The 10,890-nt window shown below is 57.0% G+C and carries 9 protein-coding genes; 5 read left to right on the top strand and 4 right to left on the bottom strand.

Annotated elements, in window-relative coordinates:
• Positions 1–208: 208 nt before the first annotated feature.
• On the bottom strand, positions 209–1,096 hold the full coding sequence (locus tag B347_RS0107805; protein WP_019409142.1) for a lysophospholipid acyltransferase: 888 nt from the start codon (positions 1,094–1,096) through the stop codon (positions 209–211).
• A gap of 42 nt (positions 1,097–1,138) precedes the next feature.
• On the bottom strand, positions 1,139–1,696 hold the full coding sequence (locus tag B347_RS0107800) for a DNA-3-methyladenine glycosylase I (protein WP_019409141.1): 558 nt from the start codon (positions 1,694–1,696) through the stop codon (positions 1,139–1,141).
• An 81-nt stretch (positions 1,697–1,777) separates the two neighbouring features.
• Between B347_RS0107800 and glyQ the strand changes: the two genes are divergently transcribed.
• The 4 genes from glyQ (at position 1,778) to B347_RS0107780 (ending at position 6,174) form a co-directional block, all read left to right on the top strand.
• Positions 1,778–2,731 (top strand): glycine--tRNA ligase subunit alpha, encoded by a 954-nt coding sequence (gene glyQ / locus B347_RS0107795; protein ID WP_003437964.1) that lies wholly within the window; start codon positions 1,778–1,780, stop codon positions 2,729–2,731.
• On the top strand, positions 2,728–4,782 hold the full coding sequence (gene glyS, locus B347_RS0107790; protein ID WP_019409140.1) for a glycine--tRNA ligase subunit beta: 2,055 nt from the start codon (positions 2,728–2,730) through the stop codon (positions 4,780–4,782). Before glyQ ends, glyS begins: the two co-directional genes overlap by 4 nt.
• Before the next feature lie 7 nt (positions 4,783–4,789).
• Positions 4,790–5,326, top strand: a complete 537-nt coding sequence (gene gmhB / locus B347_RS0107785) for a D-glycero-beta-D-manno-heptose 1,7-bisphosphate 7-phosphatase (protein WP_019409139.1) — start codon at positions 4,790–4,792, stop codon at positions 5,324–5,326.
• Positions 5,327–5,403: 77 nt separating this feature from the next.
• The gene (locus tag B347_RS0107780) at positions 5,404–6,174 is read left to right on the top strand and encodes a lysophospholipid acyltransferase family protein (RefSeq protein WP_019409138.1); all 771 of its coding nucleotides are present in this window, start codon (positions 5,404–5,406) and stop codon (positions 6,172–6,174) included.
• Positions 6,175–6,431: 257 nt separating this feature from the next.
• On the opposite strand, the gene B347_RS0107775 is transcribed toward B347_RS0107780, so the two are convergent.
• Together B347_RS0107775 and B347_RS0107770 are read right to left on the bottom strand one after the other, a co-directional pair.
• Positions 6,432–8,057 (bottom strand): MFS transporter, encoded by a 1,626-nt coding sequence (locus B347_RS0107775; RefSeq protein ID WP_019409137.1) that lies wholly within the window; start codon positions 8,055–8,057, stop codon positions 6,432–6,434.
• A gap of 90 nt (positions 8,058–8,147) precedes the next feature.
• Entirely contained in the window at positions 8,148–9,809 is a 1,662-nt protein-coding gene (locus B347_RS0107770; protein WP_019409136.1) for a GMC family oxidoreductase, read from the bottom strand.
• A 137-nt stretch (positions 9,810–9,946) separates the two neighbouring features.
• On the opposite strand from B347_RS0107770, the gene B347_RS0107760 reads away from it, so the two are divergent.
• The gene (locus tag B347_RS0107760) at positions 9,947–10,834 is read left to right on the top strand and encodes a LysR family transcriptional regulator (RefSeq protein ID WP_019409135.1); all 888 of its coding nucleotides are present in this window, start codon (positions 9,947–9,949) and stop codon (positions 10,832–10,834) included.
• Positions 10,835–10,890 lie beyond the last annotated feature (56 nt).

The following is a 10,890-nucleotide window of genomic DNA, read 5'->3' as shown; positions in this document are numbered from 1 at the left end:
ACGTAAAGGACGTACCCGGTTTCTACCCACCCTAGCCCTCTCCCAGAAGGAGAAGGAACCGACCGCACTGTTTTCAGGTATTCATCGACCTGAAAAACCGGGTCGAATATCGATTCAAAGCAGCACGTTCAGGATCACGAAAACCCTCAAATATCCCCCAATCGGCTCCCTCTCCTGGGGGAGAGGGTTGGGGTGAGGGGGAGTGGCGTTAGTACCAGCGCGCCTCACCCGGCGGACGTTTTTTAAAGCGTTTCATGCTCCACATGTATTGGCTCGGGTAAGCCCGTACGTACTTTTCAACCACTTGGCTCATGGCCGCACACGCGGTTTGGGTGTCGGTGCTGTACATGGCTTCTGGCGCGGCTTCCAATATCACCTTAAAGCCCGAACCGTCTGGCAAGCGCACTGCGTGCAGGAATACGCCCACCGCTTTGCCACCCGCCAGCATGTTGGGCACGAACTTGCTGGTCAGGGCCATGGTCCCGAGGAACGGCACAAAAATACCCGCTGATTCTGCGGGCTCCGGGTCGGCCGGAATGCCCACCTGGCCACCTTTGCGCACTTCTTTGATGACACTCAAGATGCCTTCTTTGGTCGACGCAGCTACGCGGTTGCCGAGCTGTACGCGCTGTTTGCGCAGCAGTTCGTCGACGGCCTTGAGCTTGGGTGGGCGGTAAAAAATGATCGGTTTGCACTGGCTGCAATAGAAGTGGTTGAGCACTTCCCAGTTGCCCAGGTGGCTGGTGATGCCGACCACGCCTTTGCCGGACGCCAGCGCATCTTTGAGTACGTCTAGGCCTTCCACTTCACGCACCAGGTCAATCGAGCGTTGAGCGGGCCAGATCCAGGCGCAGGCGCTCTCGGTCAGGCTTTTGCCGATGTCTTTGAGGCTTTGGCCGACCAGTTGCTCACGGGCAATCGGGTCCATTTCAGGGAAGCATTTGGCTAGGTTGATTCGCACCACCTCGCGGGAACGATTGGGCAGTTTCCACATCAGCCAGCCGATGGCCGAGCCCACGCGTTGTACCGCGCCCCACGGGAGCATGGCAAACAACCGTAAAGCCCCGACCAGCAAGGCGCCTTTAAACTTTTCCACAGGCAAATCTCTCAGAAGTAACGTCAGCAAATTTCCCGCATTCTACCCGGCGTTGGACAGTTCAGCGTAGCGGTCGCAGGTGGTGGCGTGGTCCATGACCATGCCACTGGCCTGCATGAAGGCGTAGCAGATAGTCGGGCCAACAAACGTAAATCCGGCTTTTTTCAATCCTTTGCTCATGGCTTCAGCTTCGGGCGTCACGGCCGCAAACTCATGGCGCTCGGTGAAATGGTTGATCTTCGGCTGGCCGCCGACAAACGACCATAAAAACTCGACCGGGTCTTTCAAAGCCAGCCAGGCTTGGGCGTTGCGCCGTGCACCGGTGACTTTCAAGCGGTTGCGCACGATGCCCGGATCCAGCAGCAAGGCCTCTATCTCAGCGTCTGTCATGACCGCCAAACGCTGCACATCAAAGCCGAACATGACCTTGCGATAGTGCTCGCGTTTGCGCAAAACGGTGATCCATGACAAGCCTGCCTGGAACCCTTCGAGCAATAACAACTCGAAGAGCCCATGCGCATCGCGCAACGGCACGCCCCACTCTTGATCGTGATAGGCCGCATACAACGGGTCATCAGGGCACCAGAAACAACGTGGCATATAGGCTCCAAGAGGTGGAGGCGCGACCGAATCGGGTATACTCCCGCTCTTTAAATCGCAGCCCAAGAAACAGGTGAATTTGTGAGCCAGCCTACGCCAGCAGTGCGTACCTTCCAAGACTTGATCCTCGCCCTCCAGCAATACTGGGCCGAGCAAGGTTGTGTGGTGCTTCAGCCCTACGATATGGAAGTGGGCGCCGGCACTTTCCATACCGCCACGTTTTTGCGCTCTCTGGGCCCAGAAACCTGGAACGCCGCTTATGTGCAGCCCAGTCGTCGCCCGACTGACGGCCGCTACGGCGAAAACCCGAACCGTCTGCAGCACTACTACCAGTTTCAGGTGGTATTGAAGCCCAATCCGCCAAACTTCCAGGAGCTGTACTTGGGCTCCCTGAAGCACATCGGCCTGGACCCGCTGGTTCACGACATCCGTTTCGTCGAAGACAACTGGGAATCGCCAACACTGGGCGCCTGGGGTCTGGGCTGGGAAATCTGGCTCAACGGTATGGAAGTCACTCAGTTCACTTACTTCCAGCAAGTAGGCGGTATTGAGTGCTACCCGGTGACCGGCGAAATCACCTACGGCCTTGAGCGTCTGGCGATGTACCTGCAAGGCGTAGATTCTGTCTACGACCTGGTCTGGACTGACGGCCCGTTCGGCAAAGTGACCTACGGCGATGTGTTCCATCAGAATGAAGTCGAGCAGTCGACTTACAACTTTGAACACGCCAACGTCGACAAGCTGTTCGAGCTGTTCGATTTCTACGAAAGCGAAGCCAAGCGCCTAATCGAACTCGACCAGCCGCTGCCTCTGCCAAGCTACGAAATGGTGCTCAAGGCATCTCACACCTTTAACCTGCTGGACGCGCGCCGGGCAATTTCAGTGACAGCACGCCAGCAGTACATTCTGCGTGTGCGGACCCTGGCACGTTCGGTGGCCCAGGCATATCTCGAAGCACGCGCCAAGCTGGGCTTCCCGATGGCTCCACCTGATTTGCGTGATGAAGTGTTGGCTAAGTTGGAGGCTGCACAATGAGTGCTCAAGATTTTCTGGTTGAACTGGGCACTGAAGAACTGCCGCCAAAAGCCCTCAATACGTTGGCCGAAGCATTTTTGGCCGGTATCGAAAAAGGCCTGCAAAGCGCCGGTCTGAACTTCAGCGCAAAAAAAGTCTATGCCGCGCCGCGTCGTCTAGCCGTGCTGCTAACCCAACTCGACACGCAACAGCCTGATCGCAGCATCAACATCGACGGCCCGCCACGTCAGGCCGCGTTTGACGCTGAAGGCAACCCGACGCAAGCAGCCCTTGGTTTTGCCAAGAAGTGCGGCGTTGAGCTGAGCGAAATCGATCAAAGTGGTCCAAAACTGCGTTTCAGCCAGGTGATCGTCGGCAAGCCGACCGCCAGCCTGCTGCCGACCATCATTGAAGACTCACTGAACGACCTGCCAATCCCTAAGCGCATGCGCTGGGGTGCCCGCAAAGAAGAGTTCGTACGTCCAACCCAATGGCTGGTCATGCTGTTGGGCGATGACGTGATCGACTGCACTATCCTTGCGCAAAAGGCGGGTCGTGACTCCCGTGGTCACCGCTTCCACCATCCAGAAAGCGTGCGCATCACTTCGCCTGCCAACTACCTCGAAGACTTGCGCAAAGCCCATGTGCTAGCGGACTTCAATGAGCGTCGCGAGCTGATTTCCAAGCGTGTGGCCGAACTGGCAACGATGCAGGAAGGGACAGCCATCGTGCCGCCAAGCCTGCTCGACGAAGTGACCGCGCTGGTTGAATGGCCGGTGCCGCTGGTGTGCTCGTTCGAAGAGCGCTTCCTGGATGTGCCGCAAGAAGCCCTGATCACCACCATGCAGGACAACCAGAAGTATTTCTGCCTGCTGGACGTTGATGGCAAGCTGCTGCCGCGCTTCATCACTGTGGCCAACATCGAGAGCAAAGACCCGAAGCAAATCATCTCGGGTAACGAGAAAGTGGTTCGCCCGCGTCTGACCGATGCTGAGTTCTTCTTCAAGCAAGACAAAAAGCAAACGCTAGAAAGTTTCAACCAGCGCCTGCAAAACGTGGTGTTCCAGGCGCAACTGGGCAGCGTTTTCGACAAGGCCGAGCGCGTGTCCAAGCTGGCCGCGTTCATTGCGCCACGCATTGGCGGTGACGCTCAGCGCGCAGCCCGTGCAGGCTTGCTGTCCAAGTGCGACCTGGCCACCGAAATGGTCGGCGAGTTCCCGGAAATGCAAGGTATTGCCGGTTACTACTACGCCCTCAACGATGGCGAGCCACAAGATGTCGCACTGGCGCTAAACGAGCAGTACATGCCGCGCGGTGCTGGCGCTGAACTGCCGACCACCCTGACGGGTGCAGCAGTGGCAATCGCCGACAAGCTCGACACCTTGGTGGGCATTTTCGGTATCGGCATGTTGCCTACCGGCAGCAAAGACCCGTATGCACTGCGTCGCGCAGCGCTGGGTATCTTGCGCATTCTGATCGACAAAAAACTCGACCTCGACCTAACCGAAGCAGTGAATTTCGCTGTGTCGGCGTTCGGCGCCAAGATCAAGTCGGCCGGGTTGGCGGATCAAGTGCTGGAATTCATCTTCGACCGCCTGCGTGCGCGTTACGAAGACGAAGGCGTGGACGTGGCGACTTACCTGTCGGTACGTGCGTTGCAACCGCGTTCGGCACTGGACTTCGATCAGCGGGTGCAAGCCGTTCAAGCGTTCCGTCAATTGCCGGAAGCCGCTGCACTGGCCGCCGTGAACAAGCGCGTCTCGAACCTGCTGAGCAAAGTTGAAGGCAAGATTTCGACAAACGTCGAAGCCAAGTTCTTCGACAACGCCAGCGAGTTCTCACTGTACTCGGCCATTCAGAAAGCCGACGAAGCGGTCCAGCCTATGGCCGCTGCCCGTCAGTACAACGAAGCACTGACCCGTCTGGCCTCGCTGCGCGAGCCGGTGGATGCGTTCTTTGAAGCGGTGATGATCAACGCTGAAGACGCCAGTGTGCGCGCCAACCGCTACGCCTTGCTGGCGCGCTTGCGCGGCCTGTTCCTGGGCGTTGCTGATATTTCGTTGCTGAGCTAAGGGCTGAATGTTGAAACTGCTGATTCTCGATCGGGACGGCGTCATCAATTATGACTCCGACGCTTACATCAAGTCTGTCGAGGAGTGGAGACCGCTCCCCGGCGCGATTGAGGCCATCGCGCAGTTGAGCAAGGCGGGCTGGACGGTCGCCGTCGCGACCAACCAGTCCGGCATTGCCCGCGGCTATTACGACATCGCCACGCTGGATGCCATGCACGAGCGCTTGCGTTCGTTAGTGGCCGAGCAGGGCGGTGAGGTCGGCCTGATCGTTTATTGCCCTCACGGTCCCGATGCAGGCTGCGCTTGCCGCAAGCCCAAACCGGGCATGTTGCAGACCATTGCCACACATTACGGTGCTGATTTAGCCGGATGTTGGTTTGTCGGTGACAGTTTGGGTGACTTACAGGCTGCACAAGCCGTCGATTCTCAGCCAGTTTTGGTAAAAACCGGAAAAGGCCTACAAACTTTGGCCAAAAATTTACCGGTTAATACCCTAATATTTGACGATCTGGCGGCAGTCGCCGCAGAACTTATCCACAAATAAAACAGGTTTGAACACGCGCCAGCTCGCTGTGCGCCGGGTTGTTCATTCCTGTTTTATCCGCAACGGTAAAAGTCGCTATGTCGATACTGCAGGCCATCAGAACTTTTTTCTTTTACCTGCTGTTGGGCTCCAGCTCTCTGCTGTGGTGCTCACTGAGTTTTTTTGTCGCGCCCTTTTTGTCCTTTCCTGCGCGTTACCGCTTTATCAACGTGTATTGGTGCCGCTGCGCGTTGTGGCTGACGCGGGTGTTTCTGGGCATCAACGTCAAGGTCACCGGGGCTGAGCACATCCCTGAGCGCCCCTGCGTGATTCTGGCCAACCACCAAAGTACCTGGGAGACGTTTTTTCTCTCGGCTTACTTTCAGCCGTTGAGCCAGGTGCTCAAGCGCGAACTGCTGTACGTGCCGTTTTTTGGCTGGGCGATGGCGATGCTGCGTCCGATTGCCATCGACCGCGATAACCCGAAGGCAGCACTCAAGCACATCGCCAAAAAGGGCGATGAGCTGCTCAAGGACAACGTTTGGGTGCTGATTTTTCCGGAGGGCACGCGTGTGCCGTACGGTCAGGTCGGCAAATTTTCGCGGGGCGGTACAGCCTTGGCGGTCAACGCAGAGTTGCCGGTGCTGCCAATTGCCCACAACGCGGGCAAGTTCTGGCCCAAGACTGGCTGGGCTAAGCGCCCAGGCACGATTGAGCTGGTGATCGGGGAGCCGATGTACGCCAACGGCAGCGGCCCACGGGCCATTGCTGAACTTAATGACCGGGTGCAAACCTGGAATGAAGACGCTCAGCGGGCCATGGGTTCGCTGCCACCTGTGGCCGCATCAGAAGAGATAACCGTCAACTGAGTGAATTGTGGATAACGTGTGCACAAGTTTTGGATTTCTTTGTAAAAACAGTCATAACCTCATGATTTAAATACTTATTTCTAGGTATGACTGTTTAGCAAAAAACGTGCATAAGTTTTTCTAAGAGCATAAAAAACCGACCTGAGGGTCGGTTTTTTATTGTGTGCTTATTAACCCTCGTAGGAGCTGCCGCAGCCTGCGATCTTTTAAAGATCAAAAGATCGCAGCCTGCGGTAGCTCCTACAGGTCTGGTGACTTTAGACCTTATCGATGTTCACGTTTCGGGTTTCCTTGAGGAACAGCATCCCCACCACCAAGCTCACACCAGTGATGACCACGGGGTACCACAGCCCGTAGAAAATATCCCCAGTAAAGACCACCAACGCAAAGGATACGGTCGGCAGGAACCCGCCAAACCAGCCGTTACCGATGTGGTAGGGCAGGGACATGGAGGTGTAGCGGATGCGCGTCGGGAACAGTTCAACCATGACCGCTGCCAATGGACCGTAGGTCATGCAAGCGATGAGTGTCAGCAGCACCATTATCAGAACCACCATCGGCTGATTCACGGTGCTCGGGTCGGCTTTCGCCGGGTAGCCTGCTGCGGTAATGGCAGCGCGCATGGCCGCTTCATCGAAGCCTGTGATCTGTTGCTCACCCACCGACACCTGCACATTGGTACCCGCAGGGGCGGACTGCGAGTTGTAAGGCAGGCCCTGTCTCACGAGGAAGGTTTTAACCTTGTCACATGGGCTGTCAAAACGCGCTTTGCCCACCGGGTCGAACTGGAAGGTACAGGTCGACGGGTCGGCCATCACCACAATCGGTGACTGACGACTGGCAGCATCAATCTGCGGGTTGGCGTAGTGGCTCAGGGCTTTGAACAGCGGGAAGTACAGCACCGTGGCCAGCAGCAAGCCGAGCATTAAGATCGGTTTACGCCCCACACGGTCCGACAACCAGCCAAAGAAGATGAAGAACGGCGCACCGATGACCACACTGATAATTAACAGCATGTTGGCCTGGGCCGGGTCCATCTTAAGCATCTGCGTGAGGAAGAACAGCACGTAGAACTGCGCCGTATAGAAGGTCACAGCCTGACCTGCGTTGATACCGAACAGGGCGATCAGCACAATTTTCAGGTTTTCCCATTTGCCGAACGATTCACGGATCGGCGATTTGCTGGTTTTACCTTCAGCTTTCATTTTTGCGAAAGCAGGTGACTCATGCATGCTCATGCGGATCCACGTCGAGATGCCCAGCAGCACGATGGACAGCAGGAACGGCAGGCGCCAGCCCCAGACTTCAAATTGATCACCCGTAAGGTAACGGCAACTCAGCACTACGATCAGTGACAGCAGAAGGCCCAAGGTCGCAGTGGATTGAATCCAGCTGGTGTTGAAACCCCGCTTGCTGGGGGCCGCGTGTTCAGCCACGTACGTCGCCGCACCGCCATATTCACCGCCCAGCGCTAGCCCTTGGAGCATGCGCAGCAGCACCAGCATGATCGGCGCGGCGATCCCGATGCTGGTGTAGGTCGGCAGCAGGCCGACAGCGAAGGTCGATAAGCCCATCAGAACGATGGTCATGAGGAAGGTGTATTTGCGCCCGATCATGTCGCCCAAGCGGCCAAACACCAGTGCTCCGAACGGTCTCACCAAAAAGCCGGCGGCGAAGGCCATCAAGGCAAAGATAAACGCGGTGGTGTCGTTAACCCCTGAAAAGAACTGCTTGCTCAGGACGGTCGCCAGCGCGCCATACAAGAAAAAGTCATACCACTCGAAAACGGTCCCGAGGGATGACGCAAAAATGATCTTTCGTTCTTCACGGCCAGTAGTCCCTTTCGCGGGGGCGGCAGCCGATTGTGTAATTGAGTCCGACATATTCAATGTCCTCAGCCCTATGGGCCACAGTGATTATTGTTGTTGTCCACTGTCGGTTTCGGATGACTGCGACCGAAACCACGATCGCTTTCACGCGACCGGTGTAGCTGCTGTGCGGCTCGCGCCCGCTTCTTTCTCCTGTGCATGAAGGTGCGCATTCAGAATCAACTGTGCGGCTTTTTCGCCAATCATCAACGTGGGTGAACAGGTGTTACCTGAGACGATATTCGGCATGATCGAGGCGTCCGCCACTCTCAAGCCCGGAACGCCATGGACCCGTAGCTCGGCATCAACTACCGCTTCTACGTCTTGCCCCATGCGGCAGGTGCCCACAGGATGAAAGATGGTAGTACCGATCTTAGCCGCCGCTTCGTACAACTCCTGTTCGCTTTGCAGGGCGCTACCGGGCAGGTATTCCTCGGGGTTGAAAGCCTGGAGCGCTGAACTGGCCACAATGCGCCGGGTTAGGCGTATCGCGTCGGCTGCGACTTTTAAGTCGTCGGGGTGACTCAGGTAATTAGGGTCGATGAGTGGCGCGTCATTCGGGTTGGCCGAACGAATATCGACCCGGCCGCGGCTTTTTGGCCGCAAGTTGCACACCGAGGCCGTGAAGGCCGGGAAGGTATGCAGCGGCTCGCCAAAGCGCTCCAGCGACAGCGGTTGTACGTGATACTGCAAATTGGCTGAGGGTTGATCCGGGTCAGATTTGACGAAGGCACCCAGTTGGCTTGGGGCCATGGCCAATGGACCACTTCGATCGTAGGCATAACGCAGGCCCATACCGACTTTGCCCCACAGGCTGTTGGCCACTTGGTTAAGGGTGCGGGCATTGCTCAGTTTGAAGATCAGTCGCAGTTGCAGGTGGTCTTGCAGGTTGCCACCGACGCCGGGCAGTTCGTGTTGAACCGTTATCCCCAGGCTTTCTAGCAGGGGGCGAGGACCAATGCCAGAGCGCTGCAAAATACCGGGAGAGCCAATCGAGCCTGCACACAAGATGATCTCGCGGCGTGCAGTAAAGTCATGGTCAGCGCCTTGCCAGCGAGCACGCACTTGAGTAGCACGCCGGTTTTCAAGCAGGACTTTGTCGACCTGTACGCCGGTCAACACGGTCAGATTGGGGCGTTTATCCACAGGACGCAAAAAAGCTTTGGAGGCATTCCAGCGCACACCGGCCCGCTGGTTCACTTGAAAGTATCCACAGCCCTGATTGTCGCCACCGTTGAAATCATTGACGCTGGCGATCCCGTTTTGAGCGGCTGCGTCACGGAAGGCATCCAGAATCGACCATGTGTAACGCTGTTGCTCAACCCGCCACTCGCCATCAGCACCGTGCAGCGCGGAATTCCCGGCGTGGTGTTTTTCACTGCGTTTGAACAGCGGCAACACGTCTTTCCAAGACCAGCCCCCGTTACCCAACTCGGCCCAGTGATCGTAGTCACCGGCCTGGCCGCGCATGTAGATCATGCCGTTGATGGATGAGCTACCGCCCAACACCTTGCCACGCGGGTAACTCAGGCTGCGGCCTTGCAAGCCGGGCTGAGCTTGGGTTTTGAAACACCAGTCGGTGCGCGGGTTACCAATGCAATACAGGTAGCCCACCGGAATATGGATCCACGGGTAGTTATCTTTGCCGCCGGCTTCGAGCAGCAGCACTGTGTGCTTGGGATCGGCAGACAGCCGATTGGCCAACACCGAACCCGCAGGCCCGGCGCCCACGACGATGTAGTCATACACCTTATTGGCTGATGGCATGCATCACCTCGCGCCTATATTTATTGTTCTTGTCCTACACCATCGTATTGATTATTTTCGAGTTGAAAACGCGCGATTTCACCCATGGCTTGTGCGTTTTTGCACAGCCTGGGAATACCGGGCACTGAGGGATGACGATGTTCGACTGGAACGACCTGCGGTATTTTTTGGAGTTGCAGCGCAGCGGGCGCCTGCTCACGGCAGCCAAGCGCCTCAATACCACCCACAGCACAGTAGCGCGGCACATTGAGAGCATTGAACAGCACCTCGGCACGGCGCTGTTTGTGCAACACGCCCAAGGCTACGAACTAACCCCAGCCGGGCAGGCACTGCTCAAACATGCCGAAGCGATGGAAAACGTCGCCCTGTTGGCCCAAGAAGAAATCACCCAGGCCATCGCCCCTCTGGGCAAAATCCGCCTGGGCGTCACTGAAGGCATCGGGATCATGTTCATCACCTCGCGATTACGCGGGTTATTTGAACGTTATCCAGGGCTTGAAGTTGAGTTGGTGGCGGTGCCGCGCTTTGTCAGCATCCTCAACCGAGAGGCAGAAATCAGTGTCCACCTCGACCGCCCCCACGCCGACCTGTTAATCACCCGCAAGCTCACTGACTACCGTTTGGCGCTCTACGCCAGCCGCACCTACCTCGAAAAAGCACCGCCGCTGAAAAACCGCGACGACCTGGCCAACCACTACTGGATCGGCTACGTCGACGACCTGCTATTCAGTCAGGAACTGCTGTTTATCAACCACTTCTGCCGCAACCCGACCGTGAGCTTTCGCAGCACCAGCGTTATTGCGCAGCAACAAGCGGCACGCGCCGGACTGGGCATCGCGGTACTGCCCAACTACATGGCCAGCAACGACCCGGAACTGGTACGCGTACTGCCTGATGAATCGGTGCAGCGCAGCTACTGGATCAGCACCCGGCGCGAGTTGCACAAGTCGGTGAGGCTACGGGTCGTGTGGGATTTCTTGTTGGAGTTGTGCAGGGAAGAGCAGGGGGTTTTGTTGGCGGTTTAGTTATTATTTGCTCAATAAAAAAGGCCAACGCTCAGCGTTGGCCTTTTTGGTACTGC

It is taken from the genome of Pseudomonas psychrophila HA-4 (assembly GCF_000282975.1).
GTDB classification, from domain to species: Bacteria; Pseudomonadota; Gammaproteobacteria; order Pseudomonadales; family Pseudomonadaceae; genus Aquipseudomonas; species Aquipseudomonas psychrophila_A.
Note: the sequence above shows the minus strand (reverse complement) of the source record. Positions and strands in the feature narration are given on the sequence as shown.